We start from the raw sequence: 21,063 nt of genomic DNA, 5'->3' as shown, positions 1-21,063 counted from the left end.
TATTTATAAATTTAAATACCATAATTGATCATCATGCCTCATCCCAAAACTTACAGGATTCTTTCTTTAGATGGAGGCGGATCCTGGGCGCTTATTCAAGTAAAATGTTTAAGAAAGCTCTTTGCAGAAACTTTTAATAATCCTGATCCAACAGGGCATGAGGTATTGTCAAAATTCGATTTGGTGGCTGCCAATAGTGGCGGGAGCCTCGTTGCCGCCGCTATGGCCGAAAACCTTCGTTTATCAGAAATTGAAAAGATTTTTGGCGATGAACAATTGAGGAGTAAGGTATTTTCCAGACTAAGTTTTTTTGAAAAAAGTTTGCTTTCCAGCGTAGCTCGAATTTTTAAAATAGGTGCAAAATATGCTACAAAACGAAAATATCAAGCCTTAAAAGATATTCTTCCAAAAATATCGCAAATTGATCTGATGCACATTCCACAACATGTTGCGGTTAACGGAGATATCAAAACTCAATTTTTAATTATCGGATACGATTACTATCGTAACCGGGCGGAAATGTTTCGAACAGATTGCGATAGCTTGGCATCCACATCGGTAATAGAGCGGAAACTTAAAAATTTGCCCGCTACTGCCAAAACGCCTTCAGATTGTTTAGTGAGTTTGGTTGAGGCCATTCACGCTTCGAGTACGGCACCCGTTAATTACTTTAACGAACCTGCGGCGTTCAAAGTAAATAATAAACTTAAATTTTATTGGGATGGCGGCGTAACGGGTAATAATAATCCGGTTTTAGCAGCCGTTACTGAAGCCATTTGCAACCGTGAACAGTATCAAATTGAGCACATTCAAGTTCTCTCAATAGGTACAGGATCTGTTTCGCAACTGCAATACGATGAAGAAATTCCTGTGCGTTACGATGAATTGAAAGCGAAACACGAAGCGCCAGGTTTGATTAAGGATATTCAAAAAATGGGAACCAGTATTTTGAATGATCCGCCTGATACAGCAGCTTTTATTGCTTACATGATTTTAAACTCATCGATGCCTGCAAAACCTATAGATTTTATCAGAATGAACCCAGTATTGCGCCCAATGATGGTTAATGATATAGCTGGTAAACATTGGGATTTGCCCGCAGGTATAAACAAAGACGAATATGTGGCGCTAAATGCCATGGATATGGATGCTGTTGAAGATAAGGAAGTATCTTTAATCATTAAATTGTGCGAGAATTGGTTGGGCAATTCAGGCGTTCCAAACCAGGCTATTCGCAGCGACAGTAAGCTAAATTGTTTAATTGGCCATGCTGATTTTAACGCTGCCAAGACTGATTTTAAAAGCTGGTTTACACTTACCAACTAATTTGCTTTAAACTAAGCTAAAATTTTATCTTTGCACGCACAATTATAAAAGTGTTTGTACAATGACGAATTTTGTTGAAGAGTTAAGGTGGCGTGGCATGCTGCATGATATTATGCCGAATACTGAAGAAAAGTTAAACGAAGGTATGACTTCTGGTTATATCGGCTTTGACCCAACTGCAGATTCTTTACATGTTGGCCATCTCACGCAAATCATGACTTTAATTCATTTCCAAAAAGCTGGTCATAAGCCTTATGCTTTAGTGGGTGGTGCTACAGGAATGGTGGGCGATCCGTCAGGAAAATCTGATGAGCGTAATTTGCAAACACCAGAGATGATTGAACACAACCTGAAAGGGATGAAGAAGCAATTGGCTAAATTCTTAACTTTTGAGGATGGTGGCAATGGTGCCGTGATGGTAAACAACGCCGATTGGTTTAAGGATATGAATCTTTTTACCTTCATCAGAGATGTTGGTAAACATATCACTGTTAATTATATGATGGCAAAGGATAGCGTAAAGAGACGTTTAGAAGGTGATTCTGGACTGTCATTTACCGAATTTTGCTACCAATTGATTCAGGGATACGATTTTTATCATTTATGGAAAAATGAAAACTGTTTGGTTCAAATGGGTGGATCAGACCAGTGGGGAAATATTGTTACCGGAACAGAACTGATTAGAAAAAAAGACGCTGGAACGGCTTATGCGATTACTACGCAATTAATTAAAAAAGCCGACGGAACAAAATTCGGTAAAACTGAAAGCGGTGCAGTTTGGTTAGATCCCGAAAAAACTTCTCCATATAAATTTTATCAGTTTTGGTTAAATGCATCAGATGATGATGTTAAGAAATGGATCAGAATATTTACGCTAAAAACCAAAACCGAAATCGAAGCTTTAGAGGCTGAACATGATACAGCACCGCACTTGCGTATTTTGCAAAAAGCGCTAGCAGAAGATATCACGGTTAAAACGCACTCGGTAGAGGCTTTAGAAACAGCAATCAAAACTTCCGAATTTTTATTCGGAAACGGATCTCTTGAATTTTTGAAAACCCTTTCGGAAAGACAAGTATTAGAGATGTTTGAGGGAATTCCTCAATTCAAAATTTCGAAAGCAGAACTGGCTATTGGAATAGATGCTGCTACATTACTGGCTGAGAAAGCTTCCGTATTTCCTTCAAAAGGAGAAACCAAAAAGTTGATTCAAGGTGGTGGTGTTTCGGTAAATAAAGAAAAGGTTGCTGAAGCGACTCAGATTTTCAATACCGATCATTTGATTAATGATCAATTCATCGTTGTTCAGAAAGGTAAGAAAAACTATTTCCTGCTGATCGCGGAATAAGATTCAGTAAAATATTTTGTTTCAAAAGTCTTAGATCTTTCTAGGACTTTTTTTATAAGAATTTTTTATTACCAGACAAAATGTATATATTTGAGTGTAATTGTCGGTTATGAAAAGGAAAGTTGAAGAGTCAAAAGTTGTTGAAGAGCGAATGGTAGCTTACGGAAACGTTGTGCATACACCTATGGTAGCCATGATGGGTAATTCCTTCGCCAATTATTCTGATTACGATTTGCTTAAACTCGCCCGTAAAGGGATTACCAAAAAATCAATAACTGCTCTGGCAAAACAGATTTCTTTAACGATAGAAGAAATTGCAGCAGTATTACACATTTCAGATAGAACTTTACAGCGATATACGCCAGATACCTTGGTTAAAACGGAGTATGCCGATCGAGCCATTGAACTTGCAAGGTTATACGAAAGGGGCATTGAGGTTTTAGGTAGTGCCAAAGCATTTAACAGTTGGGTAAAATCTCCAAATTATGCCTTAGGTGGCGAAATTCCTTTTGATCTTTTAGATACACATATTGGTTTCACCATCGTATCAGATATTTTAGGCCGAATCGAGCACGGGATATTTAGTTAATGTTAATCTATCGAATTTCATCTTCAAAATATATTGAAGATTTAAGTGGCGCTGGTGCTAAACAATATGGCGGCAGGTGGAATAATAAAGGAACAGCTGTTGTGTATTTGGCGGAAAGCAGAGCCATGGCAGTAATGGAAGTGATAATGCATTTAAGTCCAGAGCAAGTAGACCGTCCTTTTGTTCTTGCTACATTTGATGTGCCAGATGATAGGATATATGACATCGGCACTTTTGATTTACCCGAGCATTGGAGAGATCCGCAGGCAGCAGATGAACTGAAAAAAATAGGCGATAAGTTTGTTCGCGATGGAATTTATCTGTTGATGAAGGTTCCATCCATTATACTGGAGGAAGAATTTAATTTTATTATCAATCCTAACCATCCAGATAGTAAAAAAATTAAGCTTGTAAACAGAAGAGGCTTTGTTTTTGATAAAAGATTTAAAACTTAGTTACTGCACCAACAAATTACAACCTCTAATATCGGCATTGTCAAACCTACCTAAGACTTCAAAACTGCCGTCGCTGTTTACTCTGCCTAAATCCTGCGTAGCAATAAAAGAGCAAGAATTGATATTTGCTAAATCGATTACATTAATGCCACCGGTTTTTCCGTTTTGCACTAAAGATAATGGGTCATTCGTATCACGAATCAAAACTTTCATCCACTTGGGGCAGTTGAAAATACCGTCTCCTAAAGAATAAGCCTGAGACAGCAATTCCGTCATTCCGTATTCGCTATGGATAGTGGGTACGCCAAAACCCTGAGTCAATTGTGCATGCAACTCTTCCCGAACCATTTCTTTGCGTTTTCCTTTCATTCCACCGGTTTCCATTACAATTAAATCAGGGAAATCGATATCGTAATTTTCAATAAAATCAAGTAGGGCATAGGTTACGCCAATTAAAACAGTTGGTTGGTTCTTCGTTTTAAGGGCAAGCAAAGTTTGGTACAAATCATCATGGTTATAAAGAAAATAACCGCTTTCAGGATGGTCGCTTTTTTCGATTAAATCGTTAACCATATAAATTAACGAAGAGCCCGACCGCTGTTGGTAGGAGGGAAGCAAGGCTAAAAAACAATAATTGCGAATGTTTCCGTAAAATTGATCAAAAGCTTGTAGATAGCTTTGCTCGTAAAGTTTTACATTGGTTACGTGATGACTGCTTTGAATCATTCCAGTAGTGCCCGAGCTGCTAAAGGTGATTTCAACAGGAAGTTGACTGCTTAAAATACTGTGCGTTTTAAAAAAGCTGATGGGAAGAAAGGGAATTTCTTCCAGACGCTTTACTTCCGCCACATCAACTTTTAAATGATGAACGTATTGCCTGTAAATTTCACAATGCGTAACCTGATGGTTAAAAACGGACAAAGCATGAGCACTAAACTCATCATCATTATGTATTGAAAAGATATCTTCATTAAGCAGCATCACACTGCAAAAGTACGAAGCATTATGCTAACTTCTCGTCAGTTTTTTTAGCAAGCATGGCCATTCTAAAATGATAGCCACAAAAACCGCTGATGCCGGCAACCAATCCGCTTAATATTCCGGTAACTAATAGTAGCCCCCACCAAATTTTAATTCCTGTCATTACTGCAACGCGACCCGCCAAAACGTTGTCGTTAGGTAAACTTTTAAATAAAGCATAGCCAATCCACAGCAAAAAAATGGCAAAGAAAGATTGCCAGAAAGCAATTTTGGCTGTTTTACCGATGATGCCACAGGTGGCGAACGCAACTACAATAATTACCCACCAAGGCGCAATCATTTGAAGTAAAAAACAAATTATGACGATAACGATAAATACCATTTTAAACTATTTTGAAATTTTTAAACGAGAGATTATTTTTCCAGATTGATCGTCAGGAGTTTGCATGTAAAACAAGTCATAAAGCTGACCACTTGCCCAGGTATCCACCATATTATCATAAAATTTACTACCCGGATTTCCAGATTGACCGCCTGGATAAACACCATGACCTTTTGGCGTTTTACCTAGTTCAATTACCATCCTCCACGATGGTCCATTGGTTTCGCTGATAGCGTTGATGGTACTTTTTGCTCCTCCAATTTGGAGAATTTTCGAACCAAAACCGGGAATTTTCGCCAGGTGTGGTACATTCGTTTGCTTTACATTGCTCCATCGCCAATCTTTATTTATCGGGCCAAAACGGCGTTCTAAACTGTCGCAACTGTATTTGAAAGCTTCGTTTACCAAATCAGGAAGTGTTTCTTTTTGCTTGGTGTTGATGTTATCATACCACTTGGCATTGGGTTCTTTTAAGATCATTTCCACGGTACGGTCTCTCGAAGGATAACGCATCGGAATGCCTTTCACTACAAATTCATCATTCCAGATATTGAAAGCTAAACGCTTGGTCCAGATTTCAAAAACGCTGGCTGCAATTTCATCCGCATCGTAACGTTTGCTCCATTTGTTTATATAGTTCAAGGCTTCTTTTTGTGTCGCATTTAAACTTTCTGGGTTTAACAACGGTACGACTGCCGGCAGAACGTTTTGAGCCAAAATGCTGTAGTTATCGGTTTGCATTAACCTAATGCTGTCCATCGTTGCTTTGCTCATGGCGCCTAAGCGATCATTAATTCTCTTTCCTCTTTCGTAAGGCGCAAATTCCCAATTGATGTAATAAGGGTAAGTTGGGTCGGTTGAGGATTGATTTGCCGAACTTACGAAACCACGTGGTGGATTTTTGACTGTTGGGTTTTGAGCCGCTGGAATCCAGCCCTGCCAATCATAAGCCGGATCGGTTCCATCTAAAATAAACTTACCTTGTTCTTTCCATTTTAGTGGAAATTTTCCATTTGGTGTAATGGCGATATCGTTATCTATACTGGCGAACACAAAATTTTGAGCTGGTGCGGTATAAAAAGTGAGTGCCTTGCGGTAATCGTTATAGTTACTTCCTCGATTCAAATAATAGAAAGTCAGCAATTCGTTTGACCGATCGTGTGCAATCCATCTCAATGCATCTCCAACTGGCACGTTATCGGCTCTGCCATATTTAGGTTTTTGAAAGTAAACTACGGGACCATGGTGCGTATAATAAACCGTATCGATTTCATCTTTGCTTCCACGAATTTTGATGTTTTCTAAACGCCTGGTGGTTTTGTTCCATTTGTTATTGTACCAATATTCATTGTGGGATGAATCCTTGAATTTAATCTGATAGAAATCCAGCACATCGGCAGCAACATTGGTTACGCCCCAGGCAATTTTTTGGTTGAAACCTATAATTACTCCTGGTGCACCAGGTAAAGAAACGCCATAGGTATTTACCCCAGGTGCATGTAGCTGAATTTGGTACCAGATAGATGGAAGCGTTAAATCCAAGTGTGGATCATTGGCTAGAATTGGATATCCAGACGCCGTTTTCGAACCAGAAAGTGCCCAATTATTACTTCCAATACCTTCAATTTTTTCTTTTGTTTTTACATCGCCTGTGGTGGCATCGGTAAAACTTTGGGGCGTTTTTGGAGTTGGTAAAGGGGTGAAATCCCACTTGGTACCCACGGGGATAATTGGGTCTTCTTTAAAAGGATAATCAGGAAAAAGATCTTTAGTGACTTCTGGGCCAAATTTTTTCAGGATGTTAGTCATGTAAAACTCGTCGGAACCCATTGCCAAAACGGCCGACATTTGTTTCAATAACAGGGCGCATTTAATAGGCGTCCAATTTTCAGGTTTAAAATCCAGTAACTTATATTCCAGCGGGTAATTAGAATGAGAAAGCGTTTTGATATAAGCATTGATGCCTTCGGTATAAGCTAAAATCATTTCTTTGGCTTTTGGGTCGGCCATCATTCCTTTTAGCGAATGTTCAGCGCCATAAACCATGCCCATTCTACGTTGGTAACGATCAACTTCAATTGCTTTTTCTCCAACCACTTCACTAATTCTTCCTGCGGCAAAACGCGTTTGAAAATCCATTTGCCAAAGCCGATGCATGGCCGTTACGTAACCTTGTGCCAAATAAAGATCGTGATCGTTTTGGGCGAAAATATGAGGGATCATTCTGTCATCGAAAACGATTTCAATTTTATCAATTGCGCCTTTAATTTTTGCTTTATGATTGAAAATAAAATGATTGTTTTCAGCATTTTGCCAAAACCCCATAAAAGGGTTCAGAAATTTCAGCAGCGGCGGGTTTTGGCCAATTTTCGTATTAAATAAAAAGGCGAGTGTTATGGGAATTATTACACAGAATAGAGCTTTAATTTTATTCATAAATAATGGTTAGCTGAAAACTATCAGGTGACTAAGATAAAGTAAAATGGTGATTTTAATTGAATGAAAATACAACAAACTGATTATCAATCCAAATTATAAAATGAATCGAAATTATTATGCAAACATAATTTGTTTAATTCAAAAAAAGCATTTAAGTTTATCCTAACTAATAATACAACTAACCAAATTTTAATCATTTATGAGTAGGAACTTTACACAAATCTTGTATGTGTTATTCTTTGTATTTGCAATAAATATTGCGGCAAAGGCACAGAACATCACGGTTAGTGGAACCGTTAAAGATAAGGAATCAAAACAAGGCCTCGCTGGAGTAAGTGTAACCATAAAAGGTCAAACTGGTGGTACTGCATCAGCTGGTGATGGCAGTTTTTCTTTCAGTACATCAGCCAAAGTGCCTTTTACTTTAGTGGTATCTTATGTAGGCTATGGCACAGTAGAGCGTCAGGTAACCGGCAACACTGCCGGAATTAACATCGAACTGGAAGGTGCTGTAGTTTTAGGAGGTGATGTGGTGGTATCTGCATCCCGAACTCCAGAACGTATATTAGAATCGCCGGTTTCCATTGAGCGCATGAGCGCTGCTTCGATTAGAGAAATTGCCGCACCATCTTTTTATGATGCCTTGAACAACATGAAAGGTGTAGAAAGTAGCATGCAAAGCTTAACCTTTAAATCCATTAATACACGTGGTTTCAACTCAAATGGTAATACCCGTTTCAATCAATACATCGATGGAATGGATAACCAGGCGCCAGGTTTGAACTTTTCGGTTGGTAATATTGTGGGTATTACGGAACTTGATGTAGATAATGTAGAACTTTTACCAGGAGCTTCATCCGCTTTATATGGTGCTGGCGGTATTAATGGTACTCTACTAATGACTTCTAAAGATCCATTCAAATATCAGGGTGCTAGTTTTCAATACAAAACAGGCATCAACCATGTAAATGATGATAACAGCAGCGTACAGCCATTTAACCAATTGGATGTTCGTTTGGCAAAATCATGGAACAATAAGTTCGGCGTTAAAGCAGCTTTCTCATTTTTACAGGCTAAGGATTGGATGGGTACCAACTATTCGAACTTTGATCGGGTGGCTAATAGTGTGAAACCTGGTACTAGAAGTTCTGATCCAAATTATGATGGCGTAAATGTTTATGGTGATGAGGTTTCTGCAAATCTCCGTTTTGCTGCTGCAGGATTAGCTGCAGATTCACGCCTTGCGCCAGCTTTCGCCGGATTTAATGGTATTATGAATGCTGCTCCAACATTAACTTATGGTAATCTTGTCAATTTGATTCGTGCAAACCCTGCGTATGCCCAATTGGTTCCTGCATTACCGTATTTAGGTGTAGCTTACGGATTAAAAAATGGCTTGATATCAAATCAATCGGTTTCTAGAACAGGTTATAATGAAATGGACTTAGTTGATTATGATACCAAATCGTTAAAATTGTCTGGCGGTATGTACTACAATTTTACTCCAACTATTCAGTTGGTAGCGCAGGCCAATTGGGGTACTGGAACATCGGTATATACTGGTTCCGATCGCTATTCTTTAAGAAATTTTAATATCGGTCAGTACAAATTAGAGCTTAAGGGGCAAGATTTTTTTGTTAAAGCTTATACTACGCAAGAACGTTCTGGAGATTCCTATATTTCTTCAATATTGGGTAGCTATATTAATGAAAAAACAAACCCTTCAAAGGCAGGATGGTTTCCGACCTATACCGCGGCATATGCTACAGCAAAAGCACAAGGAGCGAACGATGAAGTTGCAAATGCTGCTGGTAGGACTGCTGCAGATGCCAACAGGGCTTTACCTGGTTCGGCTGCTTTTGAAACAAATAAGCAAGCCATAATGAATACCAACATTAGTGCTACAAATTTTGGAACTGGTGTTTATGGGGCTAGATTTGATGATAAAACTAATTTATATCATTATGAGGGGATGTATAATTTTAATAGTTTATTTAATAATGTTATTGAGCTCCAAGTTGGAGCATCATCAAGATTATACCAACTTAGGTCGGGTGGAACTATTTTTGACGATTTAAACCGAAAAATTGATATAAATGAATATGGTGCCTTTGGTCAGATTGGGAAAAAATTTGGAGAAGTATTTAAACTTACTGTAGCTGGACGTTATGATAAGAGTACAAACTTTGAAGGTCGTTTTACACCTCGTATCACTGGGGTTTTTACAGTTGCTAAAAATAACAATATACGTTTATCCTATCAAACCGGTTACCGAAATCCAACCACTCAAAATCAATACATCGATTTATCAGTTGGGGGAGGGTCGCAACGGTTAATTGGTGGTTTGCCAGAAAGCTTAGCTAAATACGGTTTAGGTACTGGGGCTACTAAAGGATATACCGAAAGCAGTTTTAGAGCATATAATGCGGCACTTGTTTCTGGAACACCAACAACTGGAGTTTTACAAAGGTACACATTCGACCCTAGAGGAGTTCGACCAGAAAGTGTTCAGGCATTTGAATTGGGTTATAAGGGGTTGTTAGGGCCTAAGTTGCTAATCGATGCTTACGGTTATTATAATATGTATAAAGATTTTATAACTGCTGTTAATGTTTATCAACAAGTTGGAACAAGCACGGATTTTGTAAAATATGGAGTACCAGTTAATGCAGAGGGAGAAGTTACATCTTATGGCGGTGCTTTAGGATTAGATTATCTTATCGGTAAATGGAACTTAAGTGGCAATGTTTCTTACAACCAAATTGGTGATCTACCAGCAAATTACATCAACGATTTTAATACGCCAAAGATTCGCTATAACCTAGGTTTGGGAAATAAAGAAATTATCAAAAACTTTGGTTTTAATATTTCTTACCGTTGGCAGGATCAATTTTACTGGAACTCATCTTTTTCTGCAGGACAAGTGCCAGCGTATAGCACACTTGATGCCCAAGTGAGTTTGAAAGTACCTTCAGTAATGTCATCGATAAAACTTGGAGGTTCAAATATCTTAAACAAATATTACATCACTTCCTACGGTAACCCCGCAGCAGGTGCTATATATTATTTGGCATTCTCTTTCAATCCATAGGGATTAAAAATGTTCGCTTTCATGAAGCCCCCGGATATTAATATTCGGGGGCTTTTTATTTATTATTTAATACCCCCCTTTTATAAAATATTTGTATTATAGTACTTTCTTAAGCACATCCCAGTTTAAGAGCTATTAAATTAAATTTTTGAATAAATAAGGATGGAAGAGAATAACGACAAAATAAACGAGGTAAGTGATCTGATTGATAAGGAACAAGAAATACAGCATCTAAATAACCCAGTTGATATATCTGTTAAGCCTATTGTTAAACAATATCTTGGCACAGTAAAGAAAGTAAAGAAAGAAGGTAACCGTTTTTATTTTTCAGATGGTGATGCTAAAGTAGAAATCCGGGTAGTGAGTGACGAAATTATTCGCGTTCGCCTGGCGCCACATGGTGTATTTTTAGATGATTTTTCTTACGCAGTGCCTGAAGTAGATCAAAAAGTTTCTGTATTTAAAATGCAGGAGCACGAAGATCATTACACCGTATCAACCCATTCGGTTACCTGTAAAATAGAAAAAGCCAATTTTCATGTTTCATTTTATGATAACATTACCAATTTGGTGATGGTTGATGAGGCGAATTCTATGCACTGGGAAGAAAACACCGATTTTGGGGGTTATTATATTTATGCCACTAAAAAATGCCATCCCGAAGAAAATTTCTTTGGCTTAGGTGATAAATCGGGTAATTTCAATTTACGTGGTAGACGTTTCGAAAACTGGAACACCGATGCTTATTCTTTCGGCTGGAACCAGGATCCGCTTTACAGAACAATACCTTTTTACATCGGGCTACATAATCAGGCTGCGTACGGAATATTTTTTGATAACACCTTCAAATCGTATTTCGATTTTGGTGGCGAAGATGTTTCTAAAACCAGTTTTTGGGCCGATGGAGGAGAATTGCAATACTATTATATCCATGGTCCACATATCATGGATGTGGTTAAACGTTATGCAAGTTTAACGGGTACGCATCCTATGCCTCCGAAATGGACTTTAGGTTACCAACAGTGCCGTTGGAGTTATTATCCGGAGACTAAAGTAAAAGAAATAGCGAAACAGTTTAGAGACCGTAAAATCCCATGTGATGCCATTTATTTGGATATCGATTATATGGATGGTTATCGTTGTTTCACCTGGAATAAAAAATATTTTCCCGATCCACGCAGAATGATCAAAGAACTTTCTGATGATGGTTTTAAAACTGTAGTGATGATCGATCCGGGAATTAAGGTGGATGATGATTATTGGGTTTTCAAAGAAGGTAAGGACAATAAATATTTCTGCCGCCGAAGCGATGATTATTTTATGGAAGGCCATGTTTGGCCGGGCCGTTGCCAGTTTCCTGATTTTACCAATCCTAAAGTGCGGAAATGGTGGGGCAAATTATATGAAGAATTAGTTGATATGGGCGTTGCGGGTTTCTGGAACGATATGAACGAACCTGCAGTTTTTGGTTCGGGCACTTTTCCTAACGATGTTCGCCACAATTACGACGGTTACCGTGGCTCGCACCGCAAGGCACACAATGTTTATGGAATGCAAATGGTGCGTTCAACCTATGAAGGTTTGAAAAAGCTGATGCGCAATAAACGTCCTTTTACCATCACCCGTGCTGGTTATTCAGGTATGCAACGCTATGCCAGCGTGTGGACAGGTGATAACATTGCCACCTGGGAACATTTAAAAATTGGTAACATTCAGTGCCAGCGTTTATCAGTTTCTGGCGTTCCTTTTTGCGGAACCGATATTGGCGGTTTTAGTGGTGAGCCTGATGGCGAATTATTCACCCGCTGGATTCAGTTGGGTACTTTTTCTCCTTTTATGAGAGCACACTCTGCAGGTGATACCGCAGAACGTGAACCTTGGAGCTTTGGAGAATTCTTTGAAGATATCAATAGAAAATTTATTGAGTTGAGGTATCGTTTAATGCCTTACCTGTACTCCGTTTTCTGGGAGCATCACCGTTATGGATTCCCAATTTTGCGCCCATTAGTGATGCTTGAGCAAGAGAATATCAGCAACAGTTTCCGTCAGGATGAATTTTGTTATGGAGATAAATTATTGATTTGTCCTGTTTTAGAGCAGGGGGCAATTTCAAGGAAAGTATATCTTCCAAAAGGAACCTGGTATAATTTCTGGACAAATGAAGTGTTAGACGGTGGCAACGAATACACTGTGGAAGCGAAAATTGATAGCATGCCAATGTTTGTAAGAGCAGGTTCGGTTATTCCAGAATATCCGGTGATGCAGTATGTGGATGAGAAATCAATCACAGAAGTAACTTTAAATATTTATCAAAGCGATTACGAAGTAAACTCATACATGTATGAAGATCACGGGGATACTTTTGCCTTTGAGCAAGATATTTACTTGGAAAAAAAGTTTACTGTTAAAGCAGATAACCAGCTTTTGAAAGTTAATCAACGGATAGAAGGCTTGTATACACCTAATTATGAGTTTTATGCTTGTAATGTAATGGGCGTTAAATTTAAGGTGAAAAAAATTATAGTGGATAATAAAGAGGTAACTGATTTTTATACTGATGATAAAAATGTTCTCCACTTTAAGTGCCTTAAAACATTTGCCGAAATACAGATTCTAAGTCTTTAAATCTTTTAGCCCCAAATGCTGTTTAGTTTTTGGGGCTAATGATTATTTGGGGGGTTTTAACTCCGATCTCACATCTAAATACGTCTAGCCAAAAAGATTATGTCAAAAACAAAGAAAGTTTCAGATAAAAAAGCAGCTTTAACAAAAATCGACACCAATAAATCAGTTTGGGTACACAGTTTGTTTACCGATTATGATATTGATCTTTTCTTGGTCGGTAAGCATTTTAGGTTGTATGAAAAAATGGGCTCTCATCTTGTTGTTCTGGAGAAAACCGCTGGAACTTATTTTGCCGTTTGGGCGCCTAATGCGACAAGAGTAAGTGTTGTTGGAGATTTCAATGATTGGAATAATTCGGCTCATCCATTAAATAAACGCTGGGATAAATCGGGCATTTGGGAAGGTTTTCTTCCTGGCTTGGCAAAAGGCGACGTATATAAATACTTTGTTAAAGGATTTGATGAATCTGAACATTTAAAAGGCGATCCTTATGCCCGTAAATGGGAACATCCGCCCCAAACGGCATCTATTGTGTGGGATACCGATTATACCTGGAAAGATAAATCGTGGTTGGCGAAAAGGCCAAAGCTTAATGCACTCGATCAGCCTATCTCGGTTTATGAATTACATTTAGGCTCCTGGGAACGCGATCCGGGCAATCCTGAAAGGGTGTTAACAGCCAGAGAGGTTGCGGGCCGATTGGTTCCATATATTAAGGAAATGGGTTTTACTCATGTAGAGTTAATGCCGGTTATGGAGTTTCCTTTCTTTCCAAGTTGGGGATACCAAATAACGGGCTACTTCGGCGCAAGTTCCCGTTACGGAACACCTGAAGATTTGATGTACCTGATTGATGCGCTTCACAGAGCGAATATCGCGGTCATTTTAGATTGGGTTCCATCACACTTTCCTGGAGATAGACATGGCCTTTATGAATTCGACGGAACGCATTTATATGAGCATGCCGATATGCGTAAGGGTTTTCATCCCGATTGGAAATCTTATATTTTTAATTACGACAGGCCAGAAGTGCGCTCATTTTTAATCAGCAATGCGATATTTTGGCTGGATCAGTATCATGCCGATGGATTGCGTGTTGACGCGGTGGCATCGATGCTATATTTTAACTTCTCTCGTGAGGATGGTGATGCCGCAACAAATGATCAAGGCGGCCCTGAAAATTTTGGCGCAATTAAATTTCTTCAAGATCTTAATGTGGCTGTATATGGTGATTTCGAAGGGGTTCAAACTATCGCCGAAGAAAGCAGCACATATCCTGGAGTTACCCATCCGGTTCATGCGGGTGGTTTAGGTTTCGGTATGAAATGGATGATGGGTTGGATGAATGACACCTTAAAATATTTCAAGGTTGATACACTGGGTAGAAAGCACCACCATAATCAATTGAGTTTTAGCATGACTTATGCTTTTACCGAAAACTTCATGCTTCCTTTTTCGCATGATGAAGTGGTTCATGGTAAATCGCCTATGCTGTATAAAATGCCTGGAGATGATTGGCAGAAATTCGCCAATTTAAGGGCACTTTACGGCTACATGTTTACCCATCCAGGAGCAAAGTTGCTTTTTATGGGCAATGAGTTTGCAGATACCAATGAATGGAACTTTACTAAATCATTAGATTGGCATTTGCTTCAATATGCACCACATAAAGGGATGCAAGAAACGGTAAAAGCATTAAATTTCCTGTATCGGAAAGAGCCCGCCTTATATCATTTTAATTTTAGTTATGAAGGTTTTCAATGGTTGGATGCCGATAATGCAAACGAATCGGTTTTTGCATTTATGAGGAAGGGACCAAAGGCGAAAGATACTTTAATAATTGCCTTGAATTTTACCCCTGTAGTACGGGAAAACTATCGTATCGGTGTGCCTTTTAAAACCAAATGGCAGGAAATATTTAACTCTGATGATATCATCTATTACGGGAGTGGCATCAATAATAGGGGAGATATTGTGCCTAACGCTGTTGGCTATAATCATCAAGAGTATTCGATTGATATTACGCTACCACCGCTGGCTGTTACCATTTTTAAAGTAAATAGGAGCATATAAAGCTTTAGATGAAGAAAACGCCTAAATAAGAAAAGCCTTTCATTGCTGAAAGGCTTTCTTAATCCTTGGAGTGGAAGCTTCCAAGGAGGGTGCAAAGATACGATAAGAGTTGGTAGTTACAAGTTTATTCCTGTAAATAAAATATTATAGTTTAAACTTGATGCCCCCATTGAATGTTCTACCTTCTGTATGGGTCCAGATATCGTCGAACGTAGGGTTTAGGTGCGATCCGTTAACTACACTTTTATATCTGCTTTGCCTGGTGTCAGTAAAATTTTCGGCGTTTATAAAAATCGAAAACTTTCCAAAAATCTTTTCGGCCATAAAACCAAACTCCCAAAAAGCGTTGGTTTGCTGGTTATTGTATAAGTATTGTTTATCGGTAAAATAACCTTCCAAACCCATTTTAAAGTTTCCTTCCTTTTCATAAAGTAAAGCCAGGTTAAGTTTATTTTTTGGTAGCAATCTAATATTCTGGATTACGGGTAGATAATCGGCCTTGGCATCGGTAAATGTATAACCGGCAAAAAGTTTAAAATATTCATGGAAAATTATTTTCGCATTGGTTTCAAATCCTAAACTCCTAACAGGTGCTTTGGTATTATCGAAAAAGAAACTACCGTTTGCTTGTTGAAGTAAAATGGTGGAGTTATTAATTCGGGTATAGAAAAACATTTGGTTGAAGCTAAGTAGCCAGTCTTCACCTATGCTTGTTTTATAGTTTACATCCGCTGTTCCACCGTAACTTCTTTCTGCTTTTACATTATTTAGTGCTTGCAGGTTTTGGTATTGGAAAGTTTCTGTTTGCTCGGTAAAAAGGGTAGGCGTTTTATAGCCTAATCCACCGCCAATTCTCGAGCTCCAATGATCATCAAATTTATATAGTGCAGATACGCGGGGTAAAACGAAGACCTCATCTTCACCATAATTGGCGTTAAAGTAGTTAACGAAATCGGCCCGCAAACCACTTTCCAACTTAAACTTATCCGAAACATCCCAGGTGTGTTGTACATAAACACCAGCTGTTCTGGTTGTGAAATCCTTTTTAAAAAGCGATTGATCTTGCTCATTAAACTTATCATAAACTACATTAGCACCAAAAATTAAACTTTGATCTTTCAAAGATCTTAAATAACTAATGTCAGTGTACGAGTTATAGTTCACCCCATTAAAATTATAATCGGGAATGGCTATTCCACGTTTAAAATAATTGAAACTAGTTTTTACTTTTAGCAAATCTTTTTCTGCAGTTTGATAGCTGAAATCTAGTGTCGTGGTATTTCGGGTGGTATTATTAGCCTCAAAATAACGGTGATTCGCATCAACGCCATCGTTGACTACAAAAATGTCTCCTCCAGTTCTTTCACTCTTTGTAAACGCATTGCCAATAACTATGGTGGTTTTATCGCTTGGATAAATAAACAGCTTAGGGTGAATGGTGAAATCACTGGTTTTTGGCAGCTCGGTAAAATCGTCTTTATCTACATCGTATGCCTTTTGAAAATTACTAAGTGCAAGTAGACTGTAGCCTATTTTTTTGTTTCGCTGCATGCTAAAAGCACCAATATTGGTTTGCCCAACGTTCGATTGGTTAAGGATGAAATTGAGATCGGCCTTTTCTCTCGGAGACCTTGATATAAAATTGACTACACCTGCAATTGCACCAGCACCAAAAAGGGTAGAAGATGGACCTTTGATAATTTCAACCTGGGCTAGATCCAGCGGCGGAATTTCTAAGATGCTCAATCCGCTGGCAAAATTTCCAAAACTGGCGTAACCGTCTTTCAAAAGTTGGGTGTACCTCCCATCCAAACCCTGGATCCTAATGCTGGCATTTGCACTTGTTGCCGAGGTTTGTTGTACTGCAATACCGGTACTTTCATGCAAAATCATGGACACATTTGCCGGGCGCATATTGCTTTTCTCATCTATTTCTTCCAGTTCGATGGTTTCTACTCTGGTAGGCGTATTTTGGATAGTTCTGCTTGTTCTGGTAGAAGATACAATCACCTCTTCAAGTTCCTCATCAGCTTCTTCCATTAAAATTTCCAATGGTTGATCTTGGCTATTAGGGAATAGAAGTGCTAATTGTTGTTCCTGAAAACCGACATTTCTGATAATCAGTGTTTGCTTCCCATTTGGGATATTGTTGAATACTGCTATGCCGTCGGCTGAAGTTTTAACAACAATAGTGGTGTTTTTTAATAAGATCGTTGCATCACTCAAAGCGCCTTTGGTGTCTTTATTCTTAACTATTATTTTAAATGAATTCTGTGCATAGGCAGTTGTAATGCACAAAACTGTGCAGAACAATAAAATTAATTTTCGCATTGATGTATTTCTAAAATTGAATAAATGGATGTAGTCCTGAATTCAACGGTTACCCGTTAAAGTGATTATTCAATTTTGGCGGTTGCCAGATATTTTGTACGTAGCTGGAGATGAAATTACTGTTGTAAGCGTTTGACTCTTTTTTCGGAATTGATCTTTTAAGTGTTTTTGGAATAGAAACCGGAATGTTCGCTATCAAAAGCTGACCACAACAGTTGCAGGTACATAAAGGAGAGCAATTATCTTGCTCAGTTATGCCTTTAGATTTTTCTATACTGGCGCTCGATATTTCAGAATGACTAACCATAGCCATAACATCCTCACAATTGATGCAGGATAAACTGATGATTATAAAGCTCAATAAATAGATTAAGATCTTCATTCTGGGCAAAGGTACAAATCATCTCTAAATACTTCTGGATTTTAATTTCTTTTAAATTTAGCAACAAATAATGCGCTCAATTCAACGGCGAAGTTTAGTCGTTTAGGTTGTATTCCAACCAGTTGTTTGATTCTCTGAGCGTCAAAGAACAATATAGGCATCACTGTGTTATCAGTTTATTAGCTCTACAAAATGCAGTTGTCAACCACCGAAATTCAGGATTACGAATCAGATCAAACCTTGAAAGTTTGGGTATCCGATGAAGTGGCATTCTCAGATCGGTTACGAGCAAAAGAAGATGGTGCATTTAAGATGCTCTATCATAAATATGCTTCTGCCATTTACGGCAATATACTCAGAGCTTGCGTCGATCAAGACAAGGCAGCGGTGGTTTTGGAAAATGTTTTTATTGAAGTTTGGTATTCAATCCCGGCTTATGACAACAAGATTAAGCTGTTTACTTGGATAAATCAAATTGCAGCAAAACATATCAATCTTTCAAAAGCTAACTCTTAGTTAAAGCTTATCAATCTGTTCTTGTTTATAATCCTAAACGATTGTTACAAATATTGTCTGTTGAAAAAAATTCAATCAGCTATTTGGAATTTGCTGTAAAAGAAAAAGGAGACCTCATCCAAGCGTCTCCTTTTTTTCTAACCAAATATAAACCTGTTATGAGCCAGGCTTTGTCTTAAATCCTATTCGAAACCTAAGTTTCTGTCAGGATGTTTTTATCTTTTTAATTGTAAACAAACATCGTTCCGTTTATTACTCTACAAATATAGTAAAAAAATTCATAGTGTAAAAAATACACTAAGAAATTTTTAAGTATTTTTTTTGTCATTTTTTATTTACAATTGATTTTTTGAAAGATTGAGGCTTTAAAAACGACTTGCCTGCAAATATAAGCTGAAAATATGTTAAGTAATTGTTAAATCGTGATTTTTTCAATCTGTTTAAGCTATCAAATTGTTAATTAAAGGTTAAAAATTAAGGATGAGTCAATTTTTTGGCCTTTTTATAGTGTATTCTTTATTTTTAAACGGAATAATAGGCTAAAAAAAATTTTATAAGCTAAAATTCGGTCAAAATAATTTTAATTTTATTAGTGAAATATTTTTTTATATAGAAAAAGCGGCTAATGTTTGAAACATTGCCGCTTTCCTAATTTTAATATTTATTTAAATTTATTTCAAGCTACCGTAGTATTCTACGAATTTAGCCAGGGCTGATGAATATCCCCATTCGTTATCGTACCAAGAAACAACTTTAACAAAGTTATCATTCAATGAAATACCAGCTTTTGCATCGAAAATAGAAGCATGATCATCGCCAATAAAATCTGATGATACCACTTCGTCTTCAGTATAGGCCAATACACCTTTTAATTCACCTTCAGAAGCTGCTTTCATAGCTGCTTTAATTTGCTCGTAAGTTGCTGGTTTTTCTAAACGTGCTGTTAAGTCAACAACAGAAACATCGGCAACAGGAACACGGAATGACATACCGGTAAGTTTTCCTTTTAATTCTGGAAGTACCATACCTACTGCTTTTGCAGCACCGGTTGATGAAGGGATGATGTTTGAGAAACCACCACGGCCACCTCTCCAGTCTTTAGCAGAAGGACCATCAACAGTTTTTTGCGTTGCAGTAACTGCATGGATCGTGCTCATTAAACCTTCTACAATACCAAAGTTATCATTTAAAACTTTAGCAATTGGCGCTAAGCAGTTTGTAGTACATGATGCGTTTGAAACGATAGTTTGATCGGCCGTTAATTTATGGTGGTTAACGCCCATTACATAAGTAGGGATATCAGCATCTTTAGCTGGTGCAGAGAAAACAACTTTTTTAGCACCTGCAGCAATGTGTTTTTCAGCATCTGCACGTGTTAAAAATAGGCCAGTAGATTCAATTACTACTTCAACACCTACAGCATCCCATTTCAAATCAGCTGGATTTCTTTCTGCTGTTACACGGATTGTTTTTCCATTAACAACTAAATTTCCATCAACAACTTCAATTGTTCCGTCAAACTTGCCATGAGTTGAATCATATTTTAACATATAAGCCATGTAATCTGGCTCAATTAAATCGTTAATTGCTACAATATCTAATCCTCTTTTAAGGGCAGCTCTGAAAACCAGTCTGCCGATACGGCCAAAGCCGTTTATTCCAATTTTGCTCATTGTTTTGTTAATTAGTGTAATGTTTTAATAAATTTAGTATTGGTTCTTTAATAATCGTTTTTATTTTAATCTGATGCTTCGCTGCGGTAAGTAGCAGTCTGTCTTCTAATTCTGCAGCAACTTTACCTACAAAATGGATATCTTCCTTTCCATATTTTTCTACCGTAGGTAAAATGTAGGTTTGGAAATATTTTTCAAATCCAATATCAATTAGCTTGATAATATATTCATGTTCAATATTTTGAGTGAAAAAATCAAAAAATGACGTCAGAAAAATATTCGCATGTGGCTTATTGTATATTCTTTCTAATATCTGAGGGCGATCTAAATTGTAATTTCCGATAAATTTTGCTTCCAAATCACCTGGCAATTTCTGACTCAAGAAATCTTTCAGAAGCATTTTTCCAAAATAATTTGATGACCCTTCGTCTCCAAGGATGTAGCCTAATCCAAAATTATTCATTATTGGTTTTTTGCCATCAAAATAAGCACAATGTGAGCCGCTGCCCAACATGCCAACAATTCCTGGCTTATCATAGCAAGCAGCTTTTGCAGCACCAAATAAGTCATCCTCAACAAAAACTTTACTATACCTAAAAAATGAAGATAAAGTTTTTGAAAGTTCTTCTTTACGACCGGGCGATGAAGCACCAGCGGCAAAGAAATAAATTTTCTTTATGTTTTCAGCGTTGTTAACTAAAACTACCTTTTTATTCAAAATCTGCAGCAGCATTTTCGAATCTACAAAAGTTGGATTAATACCAGCCGTATTGCAATGTCCTACAACCTGCCCATTTTGGGTTAATTTCCAGAATGCTGTTCTCGATCCACTGTAAACTACTGCTATCATGA

15 protein-coding genes are annotated in these 21,063 nt (G+C 37.8%); 8 read left to right on the top strand and 7 right to left on the bottom strand.

Annotated features, from left to right (window positions below; translation table 11 throughout):
- Positions 1 to 33 precede the first annotated feature (33 nt).
- The 4 genes from ACZZZK_RS07735 to ACZZZK_RS07720 all read left to right on the top strand — a co-directional run bounded on the left by ACZZZK_RS07735 (position 34) and on the right by ACZZZK_RS07720 (position 3,718).
- Positions 34 to 1,326: a patatin-like phospholipase family protein gene (locus ACZZZK_RS07735; RefSeq protein ID WP_463483641.1), complete on the top strand. Its 1,293-nt coding sequence runs from the start codon at positions 34 to 36 to the stop codon at positions 1,324 to 1,326.
- A 61-nt stretch (positions 1,327 to 1,387) separates the two neighbouring features.
- Positions 1,388 to 2,674 (top strand): tyrosine--tRNA ligase, encoded by a 1,287-nt coding sequence (gene tyrS / locus ACZZZK_RS07730; protein ID WP_463483640.1) that lies wholly within the window; start codon positions 1,388 to 1,390, stop codon positions 2,672 to 2,674.
- 109 nt (positions 2,675 to 2,783) lie between these two features.
- A complete protein-coding gene (gene parS, locus ACZZZK_RS07725) occupies positions 2,784 to 3,263 on the top strand; it encodes a type II RES/Xre toxin-antitoxin system antitoxin (RefSeq protein WP_463483639.1) in 480 nt (159 codons plus the stop codon).
- Positions 3,263 to 3,718 carry an RES family NAD+ phosphorylase gene (locus ACZZZK_RS07720; protein WP_463483638.1) on the top strand — a complete coding sequence of 152 codons (456 nt, stop codon included), beginning with the start codon at positions 3,263 to 3,265 and terminating at the stop codon, positions 3,716 to 3,718. The genes parS and ACZZZK_RS07720 overlap by 1 nt, the downstream gene beginning before the upstream one ends.
- On the opposite strand, the gene ACZZZK_RS07715 is transcribed toward ACZZZK_RS07720, so the two are convergent.
- Genes ACZZZK_RS07715 through ACZZZK_RS07705 form a run of 3 tightly spaced genes read right to left on the bottom strand, consistent with a single transcriptional unit; the run spans position 3,719 to position 7,517 of the window.
- A complete protein-coding gene (locus ACZZZK_RS07715; protein ID WP_463483637.1) occupies positions 3,719 to 4,699 on the bottom strand; it encodes a LuxE/PaaK family acyltransferase in 981 nt (326 codons plus the stop codon).
- A 22-nt stretch (positions 4,700 to 4,721) separates the two neighbouring features.
- On the bottom strand, positions 4,722 to 5,081 hold the full coding sequence (locus ACZZZK_RS07710; RefSeq protein ID WP_463483636.1) for a hypothetical protein: 360 nt from the start codon (positions 5,079 to 5,081) through the stop codon (positions 4,722 to 4,724).
- A gap of 6 nt (positions 5,082 to 5,087) precedes the next feature.
- Complete coding sequence (locus tag ACZZZK_RS07705) at positions 5,088 to 7,517, bottom strand: penicillin acylase family protein (RefSeq protein ID WP_463483635.1); 2,430 nt, start codon at positions 7,515 to 7,517, stop codon at positions 5,088 to 5,090.
- 202 nt (positions 7,518 to 7,719) lie between these two features.
- On the opposite strand from ACZZZK_RS07705, the gene ACZZZK_RS07700 reads away from it, so the two are divergent.
- The 3 genes from ACZZZK_RS07700 to glgB all read left to right on the top strand — a co-directional run bounded on the left by ACZZZK_RS07700 (position 7,720) and on the right by glgB (position 15,309).
- On the top strand, positions 7,720 to 10,611 hold the full coding sequence (locus ACZZZK_RS07700) for a TonB-dependent receptor domain-containing protein (RefSeq protein ID WP_463483634.1): 2,892 nt from the start codon (positions 7,720 to 7,722) through the stop codon (positions 10,609 to 10,611).
- Between the two features lie 162 nt (positions 10,612 to 10,773).
- On the top strand, positions 10,774 to 13,236 hold the full coding sequence (locus tag ACZZZK_RS07695; protein ID WP_463483633.1) for a glycoside hydrolase family 31 protein: 2,463 nt from the start codon (positions 10,774 to 10,776) through the stop codon (positions 13,234 to 13,236).
- A gap of 99 nt (positions 13,237 to 13,335) precedes the next feature.
- On the top strand, positions 13,336 to 15,309 hold the full coding sequence (gene glgB, locus ACZZZK_RS07690) for a 1,4-alpha-glucan branching protein GlgB (RefSeq protein ID WP_463483632.1): 1,974 nt from the start codon (positions 13,336 to 13,338) through the stop codon (positions 15,307 to 15,309).
- A gap of 144 nt (positions 15,310 to 15,453) precedes the next feature.
- On the opposite strand, the gene ACZZZK_RS07685 is transcribed toward glgB, so the two are convergent.
- Positions 15,454 to 17,640, bottom strand: a complete 2,187-nt coding sequence (locus tag ACZZZK_RS07685; RefSeq protein ID WP_463483631.1) for a TonB-dependent receptor — start codon at positions 17,638 to 17,640, stop codon at positions 15,454 to 15,456.
- Between the two features lie 49 nt (positions 17,641 to 17,689).
- A complete protein-coding gene (locus ACZZZK_RS07680) occupies positions 17,690 to 18,022 on the bottom strand; it encodes a DUF6660 family protein (RefSeq protein ID WP_463483630.1) in 333 nt (110 codons plus the stop codon).
- 240 nt (positions 18,023 to 18,262) lie between these two features.
- On the opposite strand from ACZZZK_RS07680, the gene ACZZZK_RS07675 reads away from it, so the two are divergent.
- On the top strand, positions 18,263 to 18,538 hold the full coding sequence (locus ACZZZK_RS07675; RefSeq protein ID WP_463483629.1) for an RNA polymerase sigma factor: 276 nt from the start codon (positions 18,263 to 18,265) through the stop codon (positions 18,536 to 18,538).
- Between the two features lie 671 nt (positions 18,539 to 19,209).
- On the opposite strand, the gene gap is transcribed toward ACZZZK_RS07675, so the two are convergent.
- Complete coding sequence (gene gap, locus ACZZZK_RS07670; RefSeq protein ID WP_056851723.1) at positions 19,210 to 20,211, bottom strand: type I glyceraldehyde-3-phosphate dehydrogenase; 1,002 nt, start codon at positions 20,209 to 20,211, stop codon at positions 19,210 to 19,212.
- 7 nt (positions 20,212 to 20,218) lie between these two features.
- Positions 20,219 to 21,061, bottom strand: coding sequence for a hypothetical protein (locus tag ACZZZK_RS07665; protein WP_463483628.1), 843 nt, complete (start codon positions 21,059 to 21,061; stop codon positions 20,219 to 20,221).
- Between the last annotated feature and the right edge of the window lie 2 nt (positions 21,062 to 21,063).

The organism is Pedobacter sp. AC163, assembly GCF_979258665.1.
This window is presented reverse-complemented; position numbering and strand designations above follow the sequence as displayed.

Coding starts and splice junctions, on each gene's coding strand:
- ACZZZK_RS07665 (WP_463483628.1), bottom strand. CDS start 21,061: ATGATAGCAGTAGTTTACAGTGGATCGAGAACAGCATTCTGGAAATTA.
- ACZZZK_RS07720 (WP_463483638.1), top strand. CDS start 3,263: ATGTTAATCTATCGAATTTCATCTTCAAAATATATTGAAGATTTAAGT.
- ACZZZK_RS07685 (WP_463483631.1), bottom strand. CDS start 17,640: ATGCGAAAATTAATTTTATTGTTCTGCACAGTTTTGTGCATTACAACT.
- ACZZZK_RS07680 (WP_463483630.1), bottom strand. CDS start 18,022: ATGAAGATCTTAATCTATTTATTGAGCTTTATAATCATCAGTTTATCC.
- gap (WP_056851723.1), bottom strand. CDS start 20,211: ATGAGCAAAATTGGAATAAACGGCTTTGGCCGTATCGGCAGACTGGTT.
- ACZZZK_RS07695 (WP_463483633.1), top strand. CDS start 10,774: ATGGAAGAGAATAACGACAAAATAAACGAGGTAAGTGATCTGATTGAT.
- ACZZZK_RS07710 (WP_463483636.1), bottom strand. CDS start 5,081: ATGGTATTTATCGTTATCGTCATAATTTGTTTTTTACTTCAAATGATT.
- ACZZZK_RS07705 (WP_463483635.1), bottom strand. CDS start 7,517: ATGAATAAAATTAAAGCTCTATTCTGTGTAATAATTCCCATAACACTC.
- tyrS (WP_463483640.1), top strand. CDS start 1,388: ATGACGAATTTTGTTGAAGAGTTAAGGTGGCGTGGCATGCTGCATGAT.
- parS (WP_463483639.1), top strand. CDS start 2,784: ATGAAAAGGAAAGTTGAAGAGTCAAAAGTTGTTGAAGAGCGAATGGTA.
- ACZZZK_RS07700 (WP_463483634.1), top strand. CDS start 7,720: ATGAGTAGGAACTTTACACAAATCTTGTATGTGTTATTCTTTGTATTT.
- ACZZZK_RS07715 (WP_463483637.1), bottom strand. CDS start 4,699: ATGCTGCTTAATGAAGATATCTTTTCAATACATAATGATGATGAGTTT.
- glgB (WP_463483632.1), top strand. CDS start 13,336: ATGTCAAAAACAAAGAAAGTTTCAGATAAAAAAGCAGCTTTAACAAAA.
- ACZZZK_RS07735 (WP_463483641.1), top strand. CDS start 34: ATGCCTCATCCCAAAACTTACAGGATTCTTTCTTTAGATGGAGGCGGA.